The sequence below is a fragment of the Amycolatopsis eburnea genome, from assembly GCF_003937945.1.
GTDB classification, from domain to species: Bacteria; Actinomycetota; Actinomycetes; order Mycobacteriales; family Pseudonocardiaceae; genus Amycolatopsis; species Amycolatopsis eburnea.
Genome location: NZ_RSEC01000046.1, coordinates 402174 through 422708 on the forward strand (window position 1 = coordinate 402174; position 20535 = coordinate 422708).

At 72.0% G+C, this 20535-nt stretch carries 21 protein-coding genes; 9 read left to right on the top strand and 12 right to left on the bottom strand.

What is annotated here, in order from left to right; translation table 11 throughout:
• Nucleotides 1-168: 168 nt before the first annotated feature.
• Nucleotides 169-2733, top strand: a complete 2565-nt coding sequence (locus tag EIY87_RS21135) for a PQQ-dependent sugar dehydrogenase (protein WP_125310804.1) — start codon at nucleotides 169-171, stop codon at nucleotides 2731-2733.
• 48 nt (nucleotides 2734-2781) lie between these two features.
• Here EIY87_RS21135 and EIY87_RS21140 read toward each other — a convergent pair whose 3' ends face one another.
• Both EIY87_RS21140 and EIY87_RS21145 read right to left on the bottom strand, forming a co-directional pair.
• Nucleotides 2782-3150 carry a hypothetical protein gene (locus tag EIY87_RS21140; RefSeq protein ID WP_125310806.1) on the bottom strand — a complete coding sequence of 123 codons (369 nt, stop codon included), beginning with the start codon at nucleotides 3148-3150 and terminating at the stop codon, nucleotides 2782-2784.
• Between the two features lie 486 nt (nucleotides 3151-3636).
• Nucleotides 3637-4245 carry a TetR/AcrR family transcriptional regulator gene (locus EIY87_RS21145; RefSeq protein WP_225439962.1) on the bottom strand — a complete coding sequence of 203 codons (609 nt, stop codon included), beginning with the start codon at nucleotides 4243-4245 and terminating at the stop codon, nucleotides 3637-3639.
• Nucleotides 4246-4315: 70 nt separating this feature from the next.
• On the opposite strand from EIY87_RS21145, the gene EIY87_RS21150 reads away from it, so the two are divergent.
• Nucleotides 4316-5176 carry a sterol desaturase family protein gene (locus tag EIY87_RS21150; protein ID WP_125310809.1) on the top strand — a complete coding sequence of 287 codons (861 nt, stop codon included), beginning with the start codon at nucleotides 4316-4318 and terminating at the stop codon, nucleotides 5174-5176.
• A gap of 3 nt (nucleotides 5177-5179) precedes the next feature.
• On the opposite strand, the gene EIY87_RS21155 is transcribed toward EIY87_RS21150, so the two are convergent.
• The gene (locus EIY87_RS21155) at nucleotides 5180-6154 is read right to left on the bottom strand and encodes a glucosyl-3-phosphoglycerate synthase (RefSeq protein WP_125310811.1); all 975 of its coding nucleotides are present in this window, start codon (nucleotides 6152-6154) and stop codon (nucleotides 5180-5182) included.
• 159 nt (nucleotides 6155-6313) lie between these two features.
• Here EIY87_RS21155 and EIY87_RS21160 point away from each other — a divergent pair, with 159 nt between their 5' ends.
• Nucleotides 6314-6721, top strand: coding sequence for a DUF6086 family protein (locus EIY87_RS21160; protein ID WP_125310814.1), 408 nt, complete (start codon nucleotides 6314-6316; stop codon nucleotides 6719-6721).
• 40 nt (nucleotides 6722-6761) lie between these two features.
• Here the strand turns inward: EIY87_RS21160 and whiA are convergent, their stop codons facing one another.
• The 4 genes from whiA to uvrC are packed head-to-tail and all read right to left on the bottom strand — an operon-like array spanning nucleotide 6762 to nucleotide 11602.
• Complete coding sequence (gene whiA / locus EIY87_RS21165) at nucleotides 6762-7754, bottom strand: DNA-binding protein WhiA (RefSeq protein WP_125310816.1); 993 nt, start codon at nucleotides 7752-7754, stop codon at nucleotides 6762-6764.
• Nucleotides 7745-8746, bottom strand: a complete 1002-nt coding sequence (locus tag EIY87_RS21170) for a gluconeogenesis factor YvcK family protein (RefSeq protein WP_125310819.1) — start codon at nucleotides 8744-8746, stop codon at nucleotides 7745-7747. The genes whiA and EIY87_RS21170 overlap by 10 nt, the downstream gene beginning before the upstream one ends.
• Before the next feature lies 1 nt (nucleotide 8747).
• Nucleotides 8748-9605: an RNase adapter RapZ gene (gene rapZ / locus EIY87_RS21175; protein WP_014466867.1), complete on the bottom strand. Its 858-nt coding sequence runs from the start codon at nucleotides 9603-9605 to the stop codon at nucleotides 8748-8750.
• Between the two features lie 41 nt (nucleotides 9606-9646).
• On the bottom strand, nucleotides 9647-11602 hold the full coding sequence (uvrC, locus tag EIY87_RS21180) for an excinuclease ABC subunit UvrC (protein ID WP_125310821.1): 1956 nt from the start codon (nucleotides 11600-11602) through the stop codon (nucleotides 9647-9649).
• A 164-nt stretch (nucleotides 11603-11766) separates the two neighbouring features.
• Between uvrC and EIY87_RS21185 the strand changes: the two genes are divergently transcribed.
• The 3 genes from EIY87_RS21185 (at nucleotide 11767) to EIY87_RS21195 (ending at nucleotide 13677) form a co-directional block, all read left to right on the top strand.
• Nucleotides 11767-12489 (top strand): S1 family peptidase, encoded by a 723-nt coding sequence (locus EIY87_RS21185; RefSeq protein WP_125310823.1) that lies wholly within the window; start codon nucleotides 11767-11769, stop codon nucleotides 12487-12489.
• 93 nt (nucleotides 12490-12582) lie between these two features.
• A complete protein-coding gene (locus EIY87_RS21190) occupies nucleotides 12583-13359 on the top strand; it encodes an exodeoxyribonuclease III (protein ID WP_125310825.1) in 777 nt (258 codons plus the stop codon).
• 84 nt (nucleotides 13360-13443) lie between these two features.
• Nucleotides 13444-13677, top strand: coding sequence for a hypothetical protein (locus EIY87_RS21195; protein WP_125310827.1), 234 nt, complete (start codon nucleotides 13444-13446; stop codon nucleotides 13675-13677).
• Here the strand turns inward: EIY87_RS21195 and EIY87_RS21200 are convergent.
• From EIY87_RS21200 to rpe, 5 genes are all read right to left on the bottom strand, one after another.
• Nucleotides 13674-14117, bottom strand: a complete 444-nt coding sequence (locus EIY87_RS21200) for a PH domain-containing protein (RefSeq protein WP_125310829.1) — start codon at nucleotides 14115-14117, stop codon at nucleotides 13674-13676. The two genes, EIY87_RS21195 and EIY87_RS21200, sit on opposite strands and share 4 nt — an antisense overlap.
• On the bottom strand, nucleotides 14114-14620 hold the full coding sequence (gene ribH / locus EIY87_RS21205; RefSeq protein ID WP_125310831.1) for a 6,7-dimethyl-8-ribityllumazine synthase: 507 nt from the start codon (nucleotides 14618-14620) through the stop codon (nucleotides 14114-14116). Before ribH ends, EIY87_RS21200 begins: the two co-directional genes overlap by 4 nt.
• Nucleotides 14617-15945, bottom strand: a complete 1329-nt coding sequence (locus EIY87_RS21210) for a bifunctional 3,4-dihydroxy-2-butanone-4-phosphate synthase/GTP cyclohydrolase II (protein ID WP_125310833.1) — start codon at nucleotides 15943-15945, stop codon at nucleotides 14617-14619. Before EIY87_RS21210 ends, ribH begins: the two co-directional genes overlap by 4 nt.
• The gene (locus EIY87_RS21215; RefSeq protein ID WP_125310835.1) at nucleotides 15942-16574 is read right to left on the bottom strand and encodes a riboflavin synthase; all 633 of its coding nucleotides are present in this window, start codon (nucleotides 16572-16574) and stop codon (nucleotides 15942-15944) included. The genes EIY87_RS21210 and EIY87_RS21215 overlap by 4 nt, the downstream gene beginning before the upstream one ends.
• 69 nt (nucleotides 16575-16643) lie before the next feature.
• Nucleotides 16644-17315, bottom strand: coding sequence for a ribulose-phosphate 3-epimerase (rpe, locus tag EIY87_RS21220; RefSeq protein ID WP_125310937.1), 672 nt, complete (start codon nucleotides 17313-17315; stop codon nucleotides 16644-16646).
• 121 nt (nucleotides 17316-17436) lie between these two features.
• Between rpe and EIY87_RS21225 the strand changes: the two genes are divergently transcribed.
• The 3 genes from EIY87_RS21225 (at nucleotide 17437) to EIY87_RS21235 (ending at nucleotide 20508) form a co-directional block, all read left to right on the top strand.
• Nucleotides 17437-18636 carry a sensor histidine kinase gene (locus EIY87_RS21225; RefSeq protein ID WP_125310837.1) on the top strand — a complete coding sequence of 400 codons (1200 nt, stop codon included), beginning with the start codon at nucleotides 17437-17439 and terminating at the stop codon, nucleotides 18634-18636.
• Nucleotides 18633-19292, top strand: a complete 660-nt coding sequence (locus EIY87_RS21230) for a response regulator transcription factor (RefSeq protein ID WP_125310840.1) — start codon at nucleotides 18633-18635, stop codon at nucleotides 19290-19292. The genes EIY87_RS21225 and EIY87_RS21230 overlap by 4 nt, the downstream gene beginning before the upstream one ends.
• 124 nt (nucleotides 19293-19416) lie before the next feature.
• Nucleotides 19417-20508, top strand: a complete 1092-nt coding sequence (locus EIY87_RS21235) for a serine hydrolase domain-containing protein (RefSeq protein WP_191984206.1) — start codon at nucleotides 19417-19419, stop codon at nucleotides 20506-20508.
• The last annotated feature ends 27 nt before the right edge of the window (nucleotides 20509-20535 follow it).

Here is a 20535-nt window from a genome sequence, read left to right on the forward strand (position 1 = left end):
GGGAAACCCTTCTTCACCAAGGGTGAGTGACCGTGTCGAGTATTGACACACTCACCCGGAGGGTGTGTGATCTGTCCCATAGATAGGAAACTTTCCTAACTATTTACCCACCGGTGGTCCGCCGACCCATCCCCGCCCCGGTCCCCCGACCCACGCAGGAGGCTCCCAGTGGCACCCCGTCCACCGTGGCGCGTGGTACTGGCCGGTACCGCAGCCGCGGCGCTCGGCTTCACCGCGCTCAGCCCGGTAAGCGCTTTCGCCGCGGACACCGACTACGAGTCCGAATCCGCCGTGATCTCCCAAGGCGCCGTCGAGTCGAACCACGCCGGGTACTCCGGCACCGGGTTCGTCAACTTCGACAACGTCGTGGGCAGCTACGTCGAGTACTCCGTGAACGCCGCGCAGGCGGGCACGCACACCCTGACGTTCCGCTACGCCAACGGAACCGCGGACAACCGGCCGGTGAAGCTCACCGTCGACGGCGGGGACAAGGGCACCGTCGACTTCCCCGGCACCGGCGCCTGGACCACCTGGAAGACCGCCACCGCGACCGTGCAGCTGACCGCCGGCGTCAACAAGGTCCGGACCACCGCGACCACCGCCAACGGCGGCCCGAACGCCGACAAGCTCACCGACACCTTCGTCGCGCCGACCGACGGTGAACCGCCGACGCCGCCGTCGAACCTCAAGGCCAGCAACATCCTGCCGACCGCGGCCACCTTCACCTGGACCGCGGCCACCGACAACGTCGGCGTCGTCCGCTACGAGATCAACCGCGGCGGCAACATCCTCAAGACCGTCGACGGCAACACCACCACGGCAACCGTCGACAACCTGACGCCGAACACGGCCTACGACATCTCGGTCGGCGCGTTCGACGCCGCCGGCAACCCGTCGCAGCAGAGCAACGTCGTCACCTTCACCACGCCGCCGAGCGACGACACCACCCCGCCCACCGTCCCGGGCAACCTGCGCTCCACCGGCGTCACCGCGAACAGCGTTTCGCTGGCGTGGAACGCTTCCACCGACAACGGCGGCACCATCGCCGGCTACGACGTCTACCAGGGCACCGCGAAGGTGGCCACGACGACGTCCCTGAGCACGACGGTCACGAACCTCAACCCGAGCACCTCGTACACCTTCACGGTCAAGGCGCGCGACCCCGACGGCAACAGCTCCGCGGCGAGCAACGCGGTCACCGCCAAGACGTCCGCGCCGGGTGGCGCCGGGGGCATCCCGGAGTACGACAAGGACATCACGAAGGTCGACCTCGGCTGGTCGGTGGACTTCCTGCCGAACGGCAACGCGCTGGTGACCGAGCGGGACCGGTTCGAGCTCGTGCTCGTCACGCCGTCCGGCCAGAAGACGACGCTGGGCAAGGTGCCGGGCGCGGTCACGACCAGCGGCGAGGGCGGACTGCTCGGCCTGGCGATCTCGCCGAACTGGAGCACCGACCACGCGATCTACCTCTACCACACGGCATCCGGGGACAACCGGATCGTGAAGATGACCTACGACGGCACCACGCTGTCCTCGACGTCGACGCCGGTGCTCACCGGGATCGCGAAGAACCGCTACCACAACGGCGGCCGGATCAAGTTCGGCCCGGACGGCAAGCTGTACGCCACCGTCGGCGACGCGAAGAACAGCGACAACGCGCAGAACAAGAGCTCGCTCAACGGGAAGATCCTGCGGCTGAACCCGGACGGTTCCGCGCCGAGCGACAACCCGTTCTACGCCACCGGCGGCAACGCGCGGTACGTCTGGAGCTACGGCCACCGCAACCCGCAGGGCCTGGCCTGGGACTCCCGCGGCCAGCTGTGGGCGGCGGAGTTCGGCGAGAGCAGCCAGGACGAGCTCAACCTGATCCAGAAGGGCGGCAACTTCGGCTGGCCCAGCTGCGAAGGCACGATCGGCAGCTGCAGCGGCTTCATCGCCCCGAAGAAGACCTGGCCGACGTCGCAGGCCGGGCCGAGCGGGGTGGAGATCGTCAACGACTGGATCTACATCGCCGGCGTCACGGGCCAGCAGCTGTTCGCCACGCAGATCAACGCGGCGGGCACGGGCATCGGCACGGTGTCCACGCTGTTCTCCGGCCGCTGGGGCCGCCTGCGCTCGGTCACGAAGACCCCGGACGGCGGGCTCTGGCTGACCTCGACCAACAACGACAAGAACGGCGGCACGCCGTCGGTGCTGGACAACGTGATCGTGCGGCTGAAGTTCCCCGGCGGCAGCACCCCGGGCGCCTTCAAGCTGACGAGCTCCGCGTTCGCCGACAACGCCACCATCCCGGACAAGTACACGTGTGCCGGGGACGGCACGGCGGGCCAGGACCCGTCGCCGCCGCTGGCGTGGGGTGCCGCCGAGGGCGCCAAGGGCTACGCGGTCGTGTTCGCCGACACCGCGAACGGCGGGAACAAGCTGCACTGGGCGATCTGGGACGTCCCGGCGTCGGCCCGCGCCCTGCCGGAAGGGCTCGGCGCGGGGTACACCGTGCCGGGCCAAGGCGGCGCGAAGCAGAAGGCGATGGGCAGCGGCGCGAACGCCCAGAAGTTCTTCGGCCCGTGCCCGGGCGGCTCCAGCCACCCGTACGCGTTCACGCTCTACGCCCTGAACACCGCGACCGTCCCCGGCCTGTCGTCGTCCTCGACGATGGCCCAGATCGAAACGGCGATCAAGGGCGCGTCGACGGCCAACGTGGTGCTGCGCGGCAAGTCCAGCGCGGCCGCCTAGAAGCCGCGGCAGGGGTGACCGGAGCGGCGCCGGTCACCCCTGCCGCCCTCACCCCTGTTCGGCGAGACCGCGCAGGTGGGCGTCGACGTCGAAGCCGTGTTCCTCCAGCCGCCGCCGGGCGAGCAGGAGCTCGTCGGGGGTGAACAGCTCGGCGTACTCGTCGCGGAGCATCGTCGCCTCCGAGCTGCGGCCGAGCTGGTTCTTCTCCCAGAGCACGGTGAACCCGCCGGCGGTCCCGGCCCCGCGCAGCAGCAGGCGGGCCGCCTCGACACCGCCGTGCTCGCGCACCATCCGCTCGAACTGGGCGGGCCGGTAGCCGTAGTCCCTGGCCAGGACCCGGCAACCGTCGAGCAGGTCCTCGGTGAACCGCGCGGCGAGGCGGGGGTCGGCCGGGACGGGAGTGGCGGGTTCGGGCATCGGGCACCTCTCGACGGGACGGCTTCCCTGATTAATCGCGAACGGGGGCGGTTTCGCTACGCCGTTCGGGAAGTCAATCTGCGGATGCCACTCTCCGTGCGCAGGATAACGGACAAAAGCACCAAAGAGTAACCCCGTGGTGCTCTACGGTCCACTATGGACAGAGGTGGGCCGGATGACGGCCCGCGACGCCATGAAAGAGTCGTTCACCTCACCAGACGACAGGGCTCCGACAAAGTCGCCGAGGGCCGGCCGCCCTCGGTCTGAACCCACTGGCGCCGCCGCGGCGAGTGGCACCGGGCGGCCCTGCGGTGTCTTGAATGAGTCATTCAGGACCTCCGAAGACCTGAATGAGTCATTCAAGACGTCGGCGAAGCCGCCGCGACTTTGCCGGGGCCCTGTCGCCGGACGCCATGAAAGAGTCGTTCACCTCGCCAGACGACATGAACGACCCTTTCATGACATCTCCGCGGCGCCGGGCCAGCGTCACCAGCCGAACAGGCCGCCCATGATCCGGGCGCAGCGGGCCGTCATCGCCGCCGCGTCCTCGTCCGGGCGGTCGATCCACCAGCTGATCAGCGAGTCGACCACGCCGGTCCAGACCTGCGCGATGGCTTCGATGTCGACCGGGTCGGCCAGGCCGCGCGAGGTCATCAGCTCCGTCGCGCCCAGGAGCGCGAACGCGTCCAGGCGGCGCCGGTAGTCCGCGGCCGCCGCGGCGATGTCGCCCGTCGACGGCACCGTCGCATCGCGCAGCAGGCGCCACGCGTAGCGGTCGTGGTCGAACGTCGTGAAGATCGCCGAGAGCACCTTGAGCGGCATCTTCTCGGGCTCGCCGCCGCCCGCCATGGTCGTCGCGACGCCCTCGGTGAGCCGGTCGCCCGCGCGGTGCAGGCAGGCCAGGTAGAGGCCGTCCTTCGAACCGAAGTACTGGTACAGCAACGGCTTCGTGACCCCGACGCGGCGCGCGATCTCGACCATCGACGCGCCCGCGTAGCCCGCCCGGCCGAACTCCTCGGTGCCGGCCACGACGAGCTGGGCCTCGCGTTCCTCGCGGGGCATCCCCTTGGTCCCGACCGCCCTTGACTCCGTCACGCCGCAGAGCCTACCGTTAGTAAAGTGACCCTTGGGTAAGTTACCGCAGGGTCAGATATAAGGAGGCGACGTGGCCGAGTTCCTGGCGCACCTGCGCGACCCCGTGCTGTTCGCGATCCCGGTGTTCCTGCTGTTCGTGGCGATCGAGGTCGTCGCGGTGCACGTGCTCGGGCACGACGACAACGTGGTCGGCTACAGCGTCGCCGACACCCGCACGAGCATGCTGATGGGCACCGCCGCGGTCGGGGTCAACGCGCTGTTCCGGCTGGTCATGCTCGTCGTCTTCGCGGCGCTGTTCGAGCTGGCGCCGGTGCGCCTCGATCCGCGGGACTGGTGGACGTGGGTGCTCATGCTGCTCGGCCAGGAGCTGGTCTTCTACGCCTACCACCGCGCCAGCCACCGCGTGCGGCTGCTGTGGGCCGGGCACCAGGTGCACCACTCCAGCGAGCACTACAACTTCTCGACGGCGCTGCGCCAGAAGTGGACCCCGTACTTCCAGCTGCCGTTCTGGTCGGTGCTGGCGCTGTGCGGGATCCCGCCGTGGATGATCCTGACCGGGCTCTCGATCGACCTCGTCTACCAGTTCTTCGTGCACACCGAGAAGGTCGGCAAGCTGCCGCGCTGGTTCGAGTACGTCTTCAACACCCCGTCGCACCACCGCGTCCACCACGGCAGCGACGCCGAATACCTGGACGCCAACTACGGCGGGATCCTCATCATCTGGGACCGGCTGTTCGGCAGCTTCGTCCCCGAGGGCAAGCGGCCGACGTACGGGCTGACGACGAACATCGAGACGTACAACCTGCTGAAGGTCGGCTTCCACGAGTACGGCTCGATCCTGCGCGACCTCCGCCGCGCCCGGACCTGGCGCGAGCGCGCGGGCTACGTGTTCGGGCCGCCCGGCTGGCAGCCCGAACACGCGCTCGCCTGAGGGCTACGCCGTGTGCCGCAGCGCGAGGCTGTTCAGCGGCGGGCGCTCCGGGGACGTCAGGTCGGTCAGCACCAGCTCGCGCTCGACCCCGCCGGCCGACGCGCCCCGCTGGAACTGGGCGAGCGTGGTGGCCGGCGGCACGGCCGTGACCAGCCGGTCGTAGCGTTGCAGGCGGTCGAACAGCGTCTGCATGATCTGCCCGGCCATCCGGCCCAGCGCCTGCGTGCTCTGGTGCCGGTGGGCGCGGTGGCCGAGGTCCACCTGGGCGAGCGCGTCGAGGCCGCGCAGCTCCAGCAGGTCGATGAGGTGCCCGATCTCGACGCCGTAGTTGGCGACGAACGGGATGCTCTCCAGCACCTCGCGGCGGCCCGCGTACTCGCCGGCGAGGGGCTGGACGAAGCCGGCCAGCTCCGGCCAGAACATGTTGAGCAGCGGCCGCGCGACCAGTTCGGTGACGCGGCCGCCGCCGTCGGCCTCGGTGCCCAGCGGGCGGTGGTAGAAGCCCTTGACGTAGGCCACGGACGGGTCGGTGAGCAGCGGGCCGAGCAGCCCGGTGACGTAGCCGGTGGTGAAGTCGTGCAGGTCGCCGTCGACGAAGACGACGAGGTCGCCCGACGTCGCCGCCACGCCCTTCCAGAGCGCCTCGCCCTTGCCCGGCAGCCCGGCGAGCCCGGGGAAGACGGCGTCCTGCGCGACGACGTCCGCCCCCGCGGCCGCGGCGACCTCGGCGGTGGCGTCGGTGGAGTGGCTGTCGACGACGAGGATCTCGTCGACGAGCACCCCGTAGAGCTCTTCGCGGATGGCGGTGACGATCGCCCCGACGGTGGCTTCCTCGTCCCGGGCCGGGATGACGACGGAAACGCGGGTGCCGCGCTTGGCCGCGACGAGTTCCGCGGTGGTCCGGTCGCCGGCCTTGCTGCTGCGCCGGTCGAGCCAGGAACCGACTTCCGGCGACACCTGCAAGCGTGCGTTGCGCATGGGGTTCCCCTTCCCTCGATCGGTTCCGAGGTTCCGGGCGCCGCGTTTCGGGTACGGCGCCCCGGTGCTACCGCGGTGTTACGAGATGTCGGTTCTCGTTAACGCGACGGGCCGAAAACGGGCTGACCGGCGCGGCCGACCGGCCTAGGCTCGCGGCCGATGAGCCAGTACTTCAGCATCGACGGCCAGGACGTGTGGAACCCGGCCAACGGGCCCGGCACGTTGTTCACGCGCCTCGCCGAGGCGTTCGTCCCGGTGGCCGGGCCGTCGGGGATCGGGGTGACGCCCGGCGACCCCGACGACCACCCGATCGACGGCGCGGCCTTCGCGAAGTTCACCGACGCGCTGATCGCCGAATACCGCGCGGCCTCGCACCCGATCCAGCGAGCGCTCCTGGAGGGTTTCGTGGCGACGGCGGCCGTGCTGGCGCGCCGCGGCGGGCTCGCGCTGCCCGCGCTCGACGGGCCGGCCGCGGTGCCGTCCCGGGACATCCCGGGTGGCGGAGCGGCCGGGCCCGACCGGCTCCTCGAGCTGATGGCCGGGCACGACCGCGCGATGCCGCTGTGATCGAGCCCCGCGACGACCGGACCCGACGGCGGCCGACCCGTCAGGCGTCCTCTTCTTCCAGCATCTCCGGCGTGACCGCGGACTCGGTGTCCGGGATGCTCAGGTCCTTCGCGCGCTTGTCCGCCATCGCCAGCAGCCGGCGGATGCGGCCGGCGACCGCGTCCTTCGTCATCTGCGGGTCCGACAGCTGGCCCAGCTCCTCCAGCGACGCCTGCCGGTTCGACAGGCGCAGCTTGCCCGCGGCCAGCAGGTGGTCCGGCGCCGTCTCGCCGAGGATCTCCAGCGCGCGCTCCACCCGGGCCGCCGCCGCCACCGCCGCGCGGGCCGAGCGGCGGAGGTTCGCGTCGTCGAAGTTGGCCAGGCGGTTGGCCGTCGCGCGGACTTCGCGGCGCATCCGGCGCTCTTCCCACTGCAGGACGCTCGTGTGCGCGCCCAGGCGGGTCAGCAGCGCGCCGATCGCATCGCCGTCGCGGACCACCACGCGGTCCGCGCCGCGGACCTCGCGCGACTTCGCCTGGATGCCCATCCGGCGGGCCGCGCCGACCAGCGCCAGTGCCGCCTCCGGGCCCGGGCACGTGACCTCGAGCGACGACGAGCGCCCCGGCTCGGTCAGCGAGCCGTGCGCGAGGAACGCGCCCCGCCACGCCGCTTCGGCGTCGGCCACGCCCCCGGACACCACGGCCGCGGGCAGCCCGCGCACCGGGCGGCCGCGCTGGTCGATCAGCCCGGTCTGACGGGCCAGGCCCTCGCCGTCCTTCACCACGCGCACGACGTACCGGGTGCCCTTGCGCAGCCCGCCGCTGGCGGTGATGACGTGGACGTCCGAATGGTGCCCGTACAGCTCGTGGATCTCCTTGCGCAGCCGTCGCGCGACCGAACCCGTGTCCAGCTCCGCTTCGACGACCACCCGGCCGGCCACGATGTGCAGCCCGCCGGCGAAGCGAAGCAGCGACGCGACCTCCGCCCGGCGCGGCCCGATCTTCGTGATCTCCAGCCGGCTCAGTTCGTCCTTGACCGCGGCGGTCATCGCCATTGCTGCCCCTCCCTGCCTTTCGCTCCTCCCCCGTGCTCCCCGTCCCTGCCGAGACCGAGAGCCTCCCGCATGCACCGCGCGAGCGCATCAGGATCATGCCGTCCCGCCACTTCCGGGTCGGCCACCGCCCCCAGGTGGGCCCGCGCGCCCAGCCGGGCGGCCGCCCGCCGGAGATTCGCCGGGTCGGGCACGGAATCCCGGTCCGCGATCACCGCGTCGACCCGCAGCAGGGGCGCGTGCTCCGAGAGTACGTCCAGGTGCCGCTCCGGGGAGAATCCCGCGGTTTCCCCCGGCTGGGGGACAAGGTTGAGGACGATCGCCTTGGTGGCGGTCGTGCGCACCAGCGCGTCGTGCAGCTCCGGCACGAGCAGGTGCGGTAAAACGCTCGTGAACCACGAGCCCGGTCCGAGGAAGACGACGTCGGCGGCGAGCACCGCTTCGACCGCTTCCTCGCACGCCACCGGCGGCCGCGCGGAAGCACCCGGGGAGCGCAGGCTGACCCGCCGCACCTGCCCCGGGGTCGAGGCCACCGCGACCTGCCCGCGGATCCGGCGCAGCGCCGACGGGTCTTCGCTGTCCAGGCCGCTGACCTCGCCTTCGATCTCCAGCGGCTCGGGCGACATCGGCAGCACCCGGCCCGAGACGCCCATCAGGCGGCGGGCTTCGTCGAGCGCGGCGACCGGGTCGCCGAGCACCTCGAACAGCCCGGCCAGCAGCAGGTTCCCCACTGCGTGCCCGGCCAGTGCGCCGTCGCCGCCGAAGCGGTGCTGGAAGACCTCGGCCCACAGCGTGCCGCCGTCCTCCGCGGCGAAGGCCGCGAAGGCCTGCCGGAGGTCGCCCGGCGGCAGCAGCCCGAGTTCGCGCCGCAGCCGGCCGGACGATCCGCCGTCGTCGGCCACGGTCACGATCGCCGTGACGTCGGGGGTCACCCGCCGCACCGCGGACAACGTGGCGTGCAGCCCGTGGCCGCCCCCGAGGGCGACCGCGCGCACGTTATTCACGACCAAGGTCGCGGTGCACCACCTTCACGGCCATACCGTCCTCTTTGGACAGACGCTCGGCGAGCTCCACGGACAGCGCCACGCTGCGGTGCTTGCCGCCGGTGCAGCCGACGGCGAGGGTCAGGTACCGCTTGCCCTCGCGCTTGTAGCCGGCGCCGATCAGCCGCAGCAGCTGGTGGTAGCGGTCCAGGAACTCCTCGGCGCCCTCCTGCGAGAGGACGTAGTTGCGGACCTCGCCGTCGAGGCCCGTGTGTTCGCGCAGCTCCGGGATCCAGAACGGGTTCGGCAGGAACCGGACGTCCATCACCAGGTCGGCGTCCATCGGCAGGCCGTACTTGTAGCCGAAGGACAGCACGGTGACCCGGGTCTGGGTGCTCGCCTCGGAGCCGAACGCGTCCTCGATCTTGGCGCGCAGGTCGTGCACCGACAGCGACGACGTGTCGAGCACCAGGTCGGCCTCTTCGCGCAGCGGCTCCAGCAGCGTCCGCTCCGCGGTGATGCCGTCGGCGAGCCGGCCGTCGCCCTGCATCGGGTGGCCGCGGCGGACGGCTTCGAAGCGCCGCACCAGCACCGCGTCGGTCGCCTCCAGGAACAGCACGCGCGGCTTGTAGCCCCGCGCGTCCAGGTCCTTGATGACCGAGGCGAGGTCGTCGGTGAACGCGCGCGAGCGCACGTCCATGACCACCGCCACCTTCGTGATCGCGCCGCGCGCCTGCGCGCCCAGCTCGACCATCGTCGCGATCAGCTCCGGGGGCAGGTTGTCGACGACGAACCAGCCCAGGTCCTCCAGGCACTTGGCCGCCGTGCTGCGGCCCGCCCCGGACAGCCCGGACACGACCGCGACCTCCATGCCGGACCCGCGGATTTCTTCTTGCGCACTCACTGTGTTCCCTACTCCCCTGCTTTTGTGCCGTTGCTCGCGCCGGACTCCCCGGCCAGCGCGGCGACCACGGCCTCCGCGGTGCGCCTGCCGAAGCCGGGCACCGCCTCGATCTCTTCGATCCGGGCCTGCTTGAGCTTCTTCACCGAGCCGAAGTGCTTGATCAGGGCGGCGCGCCGAGCCTGCCCCAACCCCGGCACACTGTCCAATTCGGACGTCACCAGCCGCTTGGAGCGCTTCTCCCGGTGGTAGGCGATGGCGAAGCGGTGGGCCTCGTCCCGCAGCCGCTGCAGCAGGTACAGCCCCTCCGACGTCCGCGGCAGGATCACCGGGTCGGGGTCGGCGGGCAGCCACACCTCTTCCAGCCGCTTCGCCAGCCCCACCACGGCGATGTCGGTGATGCCCAGCTCGGCCAGCACGTCGGCGGCCGCGGTGGCCTGCGGGCCCGCACCGTCGACGACCAGCAGGTTCGGCGGGTAGGCGAACTTCTTCGGCCGCCCGGTCTCCGGGTCGAGGCCGGGCTTGCCCGACTCCTCCGCGGTTTCCTTGAGGTAGCGGTGGAACCGCCGCCGCACGACTTCGGCGATCGACGCGACGTCACCCTCGGTGGCCGCCTCGCGCAGCGCGAAGCGGCGGTACTCGGACTTGCGCGCCAGCCCGTCCTCGAAGACGACCAGCGACGCCACGACGTCGCTGCCCTGGATGTGGCTGATGTCGATGCACTCGATGCGCAGCGGCGCGGTGTCCAGCGCCAGGAACTCCTGCAGCTCGGTGAGCGCCGCCGAGCGGGCCGTGAGGTCGCCGGCGCGGCGCAGCTTGTGCTGGGTGAACGCCTCCCCCGCGTTGCGCTCGACCGTCTCGGCGAGGGCCTTCTTGTCGCCGCGCTGCGGCACCCGCAGCTGCACCCGGGAGCCGCGCAGCCCGCTCAGCCACTCCGCGACCGCGTCGGCGTCGGCGGGCAGCTCCGGCACCAGCACCTCGCGCGGGACGACCGGCCCGGCGTCGACGTCGTCGCGGGCGTCCAGCTCGGCCTCGTCGCCGTAGAACTGGGTGAGGAAGTGGTCGACCAGCGCCGGGACGTCCATCTCCTCGGCCTTGTCGATCACCCAGCCGCGCTGGCCGCGGACCCGGCCGCCGCGCACGTGGAAGACCTGGACCGCGGCTTCCAGCTCGTCGTGCGCGAACGCCACGACGTCGGCGTCCGTGCCGTCGCCGAGCACCACGGCCTGCTTCTCCATGGCGCGGCGCAGGGCGCCGAGGTCGTCGCGCAGCCGGGCCGCGCGCTCGAACTCGAGCTCCTCGGACGCCGCGGCCATCTCGGCTTCGAGGCGCTTGATCATGACGTCGGTCTTGCCGGCGAGGAAGTCGCAGAAGTCCTCGACGATGTCGCGGTGCTCGTCGGCCGAGACGCGGCCGACGCAGGGCGCCGAGCACTTGTCGATGTAGCCGAGCAGGCAGGGGCGGCCGATCTGGCCGTGGCGGCGGAACACCCCGGCCGAGCAGGTGCGGGCCGGGAAGACGCGCAGCAGCAGGTCGAGCGTCTCCCGGATGGCCCACGCGTGCGCGTACGGCCCGAAGTAGCGGACGCCCTTCTTGCGCGCGCCGCGGTAGACGTGCAGGCGGGGGAACTCCTCGTTCAGCGTCACCGCGAGCACCGGGTAGCTCTTGTCGTCGCGGTAGCGGACGTTGAACCGGGGGTCGAACTCCTTGATCCAGTTGTACTCGAGCTGGAGCGCCTCGACCTCGGTGGTGACGACGGTCCATTCGACGCTCGCGGCCGTGGTGACCATCTGGCGGGTGCGCGGGTGCAGGCCGGAGAGGTCGGCGAAGTAGGAGTTCAGCCTGCTGCGGAGGCTTTTCGCCTTGCCGACGTAGATGACCCGCCTGGTCGCGTCGCGGAACTTGTACACGCCAGGGGCATCCGGGATGCTCCCCGGCGAGGGACGGTAGGTGGTCGGGTCAGCCACACTCACAGAGTATTTGGCACCACCGACAGTTCTCGCGCGCCCCCGCTCGCCCCGCCGGAAGTAGGGTGATCGCCGGCTTCCGACCTTAGTCGGTGTCCCCCTGGGTGACGCGGTGGTTACTTTCCGACCGGCCGATCCGGCCCCCGTCCGAAAGGATCCCCACCGTGAGCTCTCTCCGTCTCCTCGGCGCCGCTTCGGCGGCCGCCGTCGCGCTGACTCTCGCGGGTGGCGCCGTGGCTTCCGCCGGCGTCCAGCCGAACATCGTCGGCGGCTCCACCGCTCCCACCGTGTCGTGGGGCGCCCAGGTGTACGTCAACACCCCCGGGCGCGACTACCAGGGCTTCAACTGCTCGGGCACGGTCATCGCGGCGCGCTGGGTGCTGACCGCGGTGCACTGCCTCGACCAGGACGGCTCGGGCATGTACGTCCGGGTCGGCAGCAACACGCTGCTGTCGGGCACGAAGATCGCCGTCGACAACGAGTACGAGTCCCCGAACGGCGACATCGCGCTGCTGCACCTGGCGTCGGCGACGAGCACCGCGCCGATCTCGCTGGGCAGCTCGGACCCGGCCGTCGGCAGCACCAACCAGATCTACGGCTGGGGCCGCACCACCCCGACCGGCCCGCCGGCGACGTCGCTGAAGACGGCGAACGTCCAGGTGACCGGCCGCTCGACGGACGCCTACGGCGGCCGCGCGATCCAGAGCGTCGGCATCAACGGCTCGGCGTGGAAGGGCGACTCGGGCGGGCCCGAGGTCGCCAACGGGGTTCAGGTCGGCGTCGCGTCGACGGTCCAGAACCAGAGCGGGTCGAACACGCGCGGCACGAACAACTACGCGAGCGTGGCGGCGAGCCGCTCGTGGATCCGGACGACCGCGGGCGTCTGACACATGCCGTCAAGGCCACCTTGCGGGCGTCTGACGCCCGCAAGGTGGCCTTGACGGCATTTCCTGTCGGGGGCCTGTGGGATGCTCGCGGGCATGCGGATCGCCACCTGGAACGTGAACTCCATCGTCCCCCGCCTGCCCCGGGTGCTGGGCTTCCTGGGGGAGACGGCGCCGGACGTGCTGTGCCTGCAGGAGCTGAAGACCACGACGGAGAAGTTCCCGCTGGCCGAGGTCGAGGCGCTGGGCTACGAGGTGGCGGCGTACGGGCTGGGGCGCTGGAACGGCGTCGGGATCGTCTCGCGCGTGGGACTGTCCGACGTCGTGCGGGGCCTGCCGGAGGAGCCGCAGTTCGACGGCGCCGCGGAGGCACGCGCGATCGGCGCCACCTGCGGCGGCGTGCGGGTGTGGTCGGTGTACGTGCCGAACGGGCGCGAGCCGGACAACCCGCACTACGCGTACAAGCTGGCGTGGCTGTCGTCGCTGCATTCGCTGGTGGCTTCCGAGATTTCGGCCGGGCCGTTCGCGGTGCTGGGCGACTTCAACGTGGCGCCGACCGACGCGGACGTCTGGGACATCGCGCTGTTCGCGGAGTCGACGCACGTGACGCCCCCGGAACGCGAAGCCCTGGCGCGCCTGCGGAAGCTGGGGCTGTCGGACGTGTTCCCGCGGCCGTTGAAGTACGACCACCCGTTCACGTACTGGGACTACCGGGCCGGGAACTTCCCCAACAACAAGGGGATGCGGATCGACCTGGTCTACGGGAACGCCGCCTTTTCGGATGCGGTGAAGGATTCCTATGTGGACCGGAACATGCGGAAGGGGAAGGGGCCGTCGGACCACGCGCCGATCGTGGTGGACCTGGACCTCTGACGGCGTAACAGTGCGGGCGATCGACTGCACCCCCGGCAAAGCCGAACCGCTGGCCGGCCACGACCGTGCCCTGCCGCTGGTGACGTGCGGGGAACCGACGACACGGCCTACCTCCTCGAACCCGCGTTCCTGCCCGGGAGCGAGGTGTCCGACGCGACGTCCGGCTACGACGCGCAGCTCGGGCAGTGGGTCGTGGACAGCCGGGTCGTCTCGGTGATGACCGTCCGGATCGCCGTCCTCGACGGAATGGCCCGGATCTCCGGCAAGCTCACCGAACAGCGTGCCGGCGAGCTGGCTCGTCAGATCGAGGGCGACTAGCCGCCGGTGGCCGCGCGGTGCAGTTTCCGCAGTGCCCGCACCGCTTCCACCGCCCGGTCCCGGTCCACCGCCTGCACCGCCATCACCGCGTGGTACTCGTCGTCCGGCAGCTCCAGCCGCGCCCACGACGCGCCGTCCGGGAAGCTCACCGACAGCACCTCGTTCCACGCGAACCGTCGGGTCATCACGACGTTCCGGACCTCGATGCCCTCTTCGTCCGCGCGCACCCGGGCGATCGCGAACAGCATCACGCCGCACGCCAGCAGGATGCCGATGCCGACCATCGCCGCCTGGTCGGAGCGCTGGAAGTGGACGCCCGTGTCGCCGTTGCGCAGCAGCACCGCCACCACCACGAACACCGCCAGCAGCGCCACGGCCAGGATGCTGCACACGATCAGCGCGCGCCGCGGGCGGATCACCAGGAGCGTCTTCACGGTCACACGAATCCCCGCTCGGTCCACGGCTGGCGCAGGCTCTTCAGCACGTGCGCGGTGTCCAGTGCCGCGACCGTCGCCTCGTAGCCCTTGTCCTCCTTGGCACCCGGCCGGCCGGAGCGGTCGACCGCCTGCTCGTGCGTGTCGCACGTCAGGACGCCGTTGCCGACCGCCGTGCTCTCGTCGAGCGCCACGCGGGTCAGGCCCGCCGTCACCGCGTCGCACACGTACTCGAAGTGCGGGGTGCCGCCGCGGATGACCACGCCCAGCGCGACCACGGCGTCGTGGTTGCGGGCCAGTGCCTGCGCCACCACCGGGAGCTCCACCGCGCCCGCGACGTGGACCACGGTCGGGTCCTCTTCCAGCTCCGCCTCGCGAGCCGCGACCAGGGCGCGCTCCAGCAGGACGTCGGTGATGTCCGAGTTCCAGCGGGTCGCGACGATGCCGAGCTTGAGGGACTTGCAGCCGGTCAGGTCGAGGGATACGTCGGGACGGCCTTCGCCGCTCACAGTGCTCCTCCGTCGGGGTGCTCGGTGCCCGCGCCGACCTGGTCGTAGTGCTCGAGCTGGGCCAGGTCGTGGCCCATCCGGTCGCGCTTGGTCCGCAGGTAGCGCAGGTTCTCCGGGTTCGGCGAGATCGGCAGCGGCACGCGCCCGGTGACGCGCAGGCCGTAGCCCTCGAGGCCGATCCGCTTGGCCGGGTTGTTCGACAGCAGCCGCATGGTGCGGACGCCGAGGTCGCACAGGATCTGCGCGCCGGTGCCGTAGTCGCGGGCGTCGGCCGGGACGCCGAGGGCGAGGTTCGCGTCGACCGTGTCGGCGCCGTCGTCCTGCAGCTGGTAGGCCTGCAGCTTGTGCAGCAGGCCGATGCCGCGGCCTTCGTGCCCGCGGATGTAGAGCACGACGCCGCGGCCTTCGGTGGCCACCGCTTCCAGTGCCGCTTCCAGCTGGGGGCCGCAGTCGCAGCGCAGCGAGCCGAAGACGTCGCCGGTGAGGCACTCGGAGTGCACGCGCACCAGGATGTCCTGGCCGTCGCCGATTTCGCCGTAGACGAACGCGACGTGCTCGATGCCGTCCAGGAGCGAGTCGTAGCCGACCGCGCGGAACGTGCCCGCGGCCAGCGGGATACGGGCCTCGGCGACCCGCTCGACCTGCTTCTCGGTGCGGCGGCGGTAGGCGATCAGGTCGGCGATGGTGATGATCGCGAGGTCGTGGTCGGCGGCGAACACCTCGAGCTCGTCGCGGCGCGCCATGTCGCCTTCGTCCTTCTGCGACACGATCTCGCAGAGCACGCCCGCCGGGGCCAGCCCGGCCATCCGGGCCAGGTCGACCGACGCCTCGGTGTGCCCGGGGCGGCGCAGCACGCCGCCCTCCTTGGCGCGCAGCGGCACGACGTGGCCGGGACGGCGGAAGTCCTTCGCCGTCGACGCCGGGTCGGCCAGCAGCCGGATCGTGTGCGCGCGGTCGGCGGCCGAGATGCCGGTGGTGATGCCGTCGGCGGCGTCGACCGTGACGCTGTACGCGGTGCCCCGCGCGTCCTGGTTGGTGTGGTACATCGGCGGCAGGTCCAGCCGGTCCGCTTCGGACTCGGTCAGCGCCACGCAGACGTACCCCGAGGTGTAGCGGACCATGAAGGCCAGCAGCTCCGGCGTCGCCTTCTCGGCGGCGAAGATGAGGTCGCCCTCGTTTTCGCGGTCTTCGTCGTCGACCACGACGACCGGGCGGCCCGCCGCGATGTCCGAGATGGCCCGCTCGATGGCGTCGGCGTCGAACACCGCCCCGGCGCCGCAGGGGGTCCAGCCCGCCGCGGGCTCTGCCGCGCTCGTCTCACTCATGACCGCTCCTCCGTGCCGCCGCTGTCCCGATTCTGCACCTGATCGCGGATATGCGCTTCGGCCAGCTTCTCCACGTACTTCGCGACCACGTCGACTTCGAGGTTGACCAGGTCGCCCGCTTCGCGCCCGCCGAGCGTGGTCGCCTCGAGCGTGGTCGGGATCAGCGCCACCTTGAACCGGTCGCCGGTGACCGCGGCGACGGTGAGGGAGATCCCGTCGACGGCGATCGAGCCCTTCTCGACCACGTACCGGGACAGGTGCTCCGGCAGCGAGAACGTCGTGACGCCGTTCTCGTCGCGGGAGAGGAACACGCCCGTCCCGTCGACGTGGCCCTGCATGATGTGCCCGCCGAGCCGCCCGCCCGCCGGGGTCGCGCGCTCCAGGTTGACCCGGTCGCCGGTCGCGACCTTGGCCAGGCTCGACCGCTGCAGGGTCTCGTTCACGACGTCCACGGTGAACTCGCCGCCGGCCACCTCGACGACCGTGAGGCAGACGCCGCTGACCGCGATGGAGTCGCCATGCCCGGCGTCGCTGGTGACCAGGGGGCCGCGGACCCGCAGCCGCGCCGCGTTGGTCAGCTGCTCGACCGAGGTGATCTCGCCGATCTCCTCGACAATGCCGGTGAACACGTCCTGCCTCCTTGTGAGCCGCTGCTCCCCATCCAACACCCGGCGGCTTCGCCGGTGCCGCCCGGCCGGTCAGCCGGCCCGGCCGCGCGCCGCCTGCTCGCGCAGCGCGGCGACCGCCTTGCCCGGGTCGCCGGCGCCGTAGACGGCGGACCCGGCGACGAAGCAGTCGACGCCCGCCTCCGCGGCCTGCTCGATGGTGTCGGCATTGATGCCGCCGTCGATCTCGACGACCAGCTTGAGGTGGCCGGTGTCGACCAGCCGCCGCGCGGTGCGGACCTTCTCCAGCACGTCGGCGATGAACGACTGCCCGCCGAAGCCCGGCTCGACCGACATCACCAGCAGCGTGTCGTAGTGCTTGAGCACGTCGAGCCACGGTTCGAGCGCGGTGCCCGGCTTCAGCGACAGGCCCGCCTTCGCCCCGGCCGCGCGCAGGTTCTTCGCCAGCGCGATCGGGTCCTTCGCGGCTTCGGCGTGCACGGTGACGTTGTAGGCGCCGGCCTCGGCGTAGCCGATCGCCCAGCGGTCCGGGTCCTCGATCATGAGGTGGCAGTCGATCGGCACGTCGGTGCTCTTCAGCAGCGCCTTCACCACGGGGAGGCCGAGGGTCAGGTTCGGCACGAAGTGCGCGTCCATGACGTCGACGTGGACCCAGTCGGCACGGGTCTCCCCGCCGGCCGCGACGGCGGCGATCTCGTCGCCGAGCCGGGCGAAGTCCGCGGACAGGATGCTGGGGGCGATCAGGGGTCGGTCTGCCACGTCCCGAGTGTAGGAGGCCGCTGCTAACGCTCGCTAACCGGTTGTGACCAGGATCTGGCTCCGCGGAGGGAGGTGTGCGCCACTCCGGCCGCAATAGGCTCGCCGCATGTCCGGATTCCTCCAGTCCCTGGCGCGGATCGGCAGCTACCGCGGCCTCCCGTTCGCCGTCGCGGGCGCCGTCCTCATGGTGCCGGTGTCCCCCTTCGCCTTCGCCGCGGCGGTGTCCGTCGAGACCGATTCGCGAGTACGGGCCCTGCTCGCCCTGCTCGCCATCGCGGTGCTGACGGGGCTGCTGGGCCTGCTGGGGCCGGTGCGGCGCCTCGGCATCGGGCTGGCGAACCTGCTGCTCGGCACCACCGTCCCGGCCCCGGCCGGGCGGCCCGACGCCGGGTCGCGGCTGCGCTCGGGCCTGTGGCTCGCCCTGCACACGCTGGTCAGCGGGGTGCTGCTCACCGTGCTCGCGTTCCTCGCGCTGGGGCTGCTCGTGCCCGCGGTCTGGCTGGCCGGCGGCCAGGACCGGATCAGCCTGGTCTGGGACGACGTCCCGCTCGGCGCCTGGACGGTCCCGTTCGGCGTCGTGCTGCTCGCCGGCGCGGTCGTGCTGGTCGCGGGCGCCACCCGCGCGTTCCGGGCCGGTGCCACGGCACTGCTGGGCCCGTCCGACCGCGAACGCGCGGCGCTGGCCGAACGCCGCGCGGCCGTCCTCGCCCAGCGCAACCGGCTGGCCCGCGAGCTGCACGACTCGATCGGGCACACGCTCACGACGTCGACGATCCAGGCGGCGGCCGCGGCCGAGCTGGTGGAAGCCGACCCCGCGCAGGTGCGGCGCGCACTCGGCACGATCGAAGAAGCCTCCCGCAGCGCGCTGGAGGACCTCGACCACGTGCTGGGCCTGCTGCGCGAGGAGCCCGCGGCGAAGGAGCCGCAGCGCACGCTGGCCGAGGTCGACGTCCTCGCCGTGCGCGCCCGCGAAGCCGGGCTCGACGTGCGGCTGGCCGTTACGGGGCCGGTCGCCGCGCTGCCCGCCGCGGTGTCGCGCGAGGGCTACCGGATCGTCCAGGAGGGGCTCACGAACGCACTGCGCCACGCCGGTCCAGGCGCGGTGGACGTCCGGGTCGAGGCCGGGCCGGACGTGCTCGCCATCGCCGTGGTCAACGGGCTGGCGGACGCGGGCCCGCGCACCGGGCGGCACGGCCTGGCCGGGCTCGCCGAGCGCGTCGAAGCCCTCCGCGGCGAGCTGGCCGCGGGCCCGGACGGGGAGCGGTGGCGGTTGCGCGCGACCATCCCGCTGCGGGCGCGCGCATGACCCCGGCGGTGCTGCTCGCCGACGACGAGCCGCTGGTCCGCGCCGGGTTGCGGGCGTTGCTGGAGCAGCAGGGCCTGCGCGTGGTCGGCGAAGCCGCCGACGGGGCCGAGGTGCTGCCCGAGGTGCGCCGGAGCCGGCCGGACGTCGTGCTGATGGACGTCCGGATGCCGGGCACCGACGGCATCGAGGCCACCCGGCAGGTGCTGGCCGCGCTCGACGACCCGCCGAAGATCCTGGTCGTCACGACGTTCGACAACGACGACTACGTCCACGAAGCGCTGCTGGCCGGGGCCAGCGGCTTCCTGCTCAAGCGGGCGCGCAAGGAGGAGATCGCGCACGCCGTCCGGACCGTCGCGACCGGCGACTCGCTGCTGTTCCCCGAAGCGATCCGGCGGCTGGTGACCGCGCGGCCGCCGGGCGGGCGGTACGCGCGAGCGGCGAAGACGCTTACCCGGCGCGAAGCCGAGGTGCTCCGGCTGATCGCCGGCGGACTGTCCAACCAGGACATCGCGGCGGCGCTGGTGATCAGCCTGGAGACGGTGAAGACCCACGTGGGCAACATCTTCGCCAAGCTCGGCGCGGGCAACCGGAGCCAGGCAGTGGTCATCGCGTACGAATCGGGCGTGGTCCGGCCGGGACACCTCGCCGGTCGATAACCGACGTGCTCCCGGGCGCTGAGTGGTGGGGTGAACCCCCGGGTTCTTCCGGTGGTCTCCCCGATTCCCCCTGGTGCCCGGTGTCCCTAGCGTGGGGAACACCAAGACACCAGGGGGTTTTCTCATGCGGAAGTCACTGCGGATCGCCACCGCCGGCACGCTCGTCGCCCTGCTCGCCGCCACCACCGCGGCACCGGCGTTCGCGACCGGTTCGGTGCAGGAACGCCTGGACGTCCTCACCGCCCAGGACGGCGTACCGGGCGCGGCGGCAGTGGTCCAGGACGGCCCGCGGACGCGGGTCACGCGCAGCGGCACCGGGGACGTCACCACCGGGAAACCGTTCCCGCGCAACGGTTCCTTCCGCGCGGGCAGCGTCACGAAGACGTTCGTGGCGACGGTCGTGCTGCAGCTCGTCGGCGAGGGCCGGGTGAAGCTGGACGCGCCGGTCGAGCGCTACCTGCCGGGCCTGCTCCCGGACCGGCGGATCACCGTGCGGCAGCTGCTCCAGCACACCAGCGGGCTCTACAACTACACCGACGACCTCGACCTGTCCGACCCGGAAGCCCTGCGCCACCGCGGCGCGGAGCCGGCCGAGCTGGTGGCGATGGCGCTGAAGCACCCGGCGCTGTTCCCGCCCGGCGCGGGCTGGTCGTACTCGAACACGAACTACGTCGTGGCGGGGATGCTCGCCGAGCGGGTGACCGGACGCCCGCTGGCCGACCTCCTCACCCAGCGGATCACCCGCCCGCTGGGCCTGCGCGACACGTACTTGCCCCGGCGCGGCGACGAGAAGCTGCCCGCACCGCACGCGATCGGGTACGCGCCGATCGGCGGCCGGCTGGTGGACTTCAGCGACTTCGACGCGACGATCGCCGGCGCGGCGGGCGGGCTCGTCTCGACCCCGGCGGACCTCGACCGGTTCTACGGTGCGCTGCTGAGCGGACGGCTCCTGCGCCCGGCCGAGCTGGCGGAGATGCGCCGCACGGTCCCGGCCGGCCTCGGCGTCCCGGGCGCGGGCTACGGCCTGGGCCTGGGCCGCATCCCCGTGTCCTGCGGCGAGTTCTGGGGCCACGAAGGCGGGATCATCGGCTTCACCAACCTGGCGGGGGTGGGCCCGGGCGGGCTCCGGGTGACGGTGGTACTGAACGAGAACCCGACCCCGGCGGACACGAACGCCCACCTGCTGGCGGCGGCGGACGCGGCGGTGTGCTCCTAGCCCGGCCCGGAATTGTCGGTGGTGGCG

Excerpts from the sequence above, each read along its gene's own strand:
- EIY87_RS21225 (WP_125310837.1), top strand. The coding sequence starts at position 17,437 with ATGTCCGGATTCCTCCAGTCCCTGGCGCGGATCGGCAGCTACCGCGGC.
- EIY87_RS21235 (WP_191984206.1), top strand. The coding sequence starts at position 19,417 with ATGCGGAAGTCACTGCGGATCGCCACCGCCGGCACGCTCGTCGCCCTG.
- EIY87_RS21190 (WP_125310825.1), top strand. The coding sequence starts at position 12,583 with ATGCGGATCGCCACCTGGAACGTGAACTCCATCGTCCCCCGCCTGCCC.
- EIY87_RS21230 (WP_125310840.1), top strand. The coding sequence starts at position 18,633 with ATGACCCCGGCGGTGCTGCTCGCCGACGACGAGCCGCTGGTCCGCGCC.
- whiA (WP_125310816.1), bottom strand. The coding sequence starts at position 7,754 with ATGGCGATGACCGCCGCGGTCAAGGACGAACTGAGCCGGCTGGAGATC.
- EIY87_RS21210 (WP_125310833.1), bottom strand. The coding sequence starts at position 15,945 with ATGAGTGAGACGAGCGCGGCAGAGCCCGCGGCGGGCTGGACCCCCTGC.
- EIY87_RS21155 (WP_125310811.1), bottom strand. The coding sequence starts at position 6,154 with ATGCGCAACGCACGCTTGCAGGTGTCGCCGGAAGTCGGTTCCTGGCTC.
- EIY87_RS21160 (WP_125310814.1), top strand. The coding sequence starts at position 6,314 with ATGAGCCAGTACTTCAGCATCGACGGCCAGGACGTGTGGAACCCGGCC.
- EIY87_RS21140 (WP_125310806.1), bottom strand. The coding sequence starts at position 3,150 with ATGCCCGAACCCGCCACTCCCGTCCCGGCCGACCCCCGCCTCGCCGCG.
- rapZ (WP_014466867.1), bottom strand. The coding sequence starts at position 9,605 with ATGGAGGTCGCGGTCGTGTCCGGGCTGTCCGGGGCGGGCCGCAGCACG.